The sequence below is a fragment of the Oleiphilus sp. HI0123 genome (assembly GCF_001635315.1).
This window is the reverse complement of sequence record NZ_LWGE01000952.1, coordinates 1-691: the sequence shown is the minus strand read 5'-3', so window position 1 is coordinate 691 and position 691 is coordinate 1. Positions and strand designations below refer to the sequence as shown.

Genomic DNA, 691 nt, shown 5'->3' with positions numbered 1-691 from the left:
CGTTAGCTTTTTCGATTTGTCTGGTAATTACCCACTGCTGTGCAATCGACAGAATATTGTTTACTAACCAGTAAAGAACTAGCCCTGAAGGGAACCATAAGAAGAAAACAGTCATTACAACAGGCATAATCTTCATGATCTTAGCTTGCATTGGATCAGGCGGAGATGGATTTAGCTGCATTTGGATAGCCATACTTGCACCCATCAGAATCGGCAGAATGAAGTAAGGATCCATTACCGATAGATCGTGAATCCAGAACATAAATGGAGCATGGCGTAATTGAACACTCTCCATCAAAACCCAGTATAAAGCGATAAATACAGGCATCTGAACAAGAATAGGCAGACAACCACCAAGAGGATTAATTTTCTCTTTCTTATAGAGCTCCATCATTCCTTGAGACATCTTCTGACGATCATCGCCATACTGTTCTTTTAAAGCTTGTAGCTTAGGTGCTACCCGACGCATATTCGCCATAGAACGATAACTTGCAGCCGACAACTTGAAGAACAAAGCCTTAACACAAACAGTCACCAGAATAATTGCAAAACCCCAGTTCAATACAATGCCATAGAAGAAATCAAGCAATAGGAATAGTGGCGTTGCTACCCAGAATAACCAACCAAAATCTACGGTTAAATCAAGGTTTGGTGCAATAGCTTCCAAACGCTCCATAATCTTTGGACCAAT

At 40.8% G+C, this 691-nt stretch carries 1 protein-coding gene; it reads right to left on the bottom strand.

Going from position 1 to position 691, the window contains the following annotated elements; all coding sequences use genetic code 11:
* Positions 1–691 (bottom strand): membrane protein insertase YidC (gene yidC, locus A3761_RS08290; RefSeq protein WP_156491745.1); only part of this gene is annotated, 691 nt, incomplete at both ends.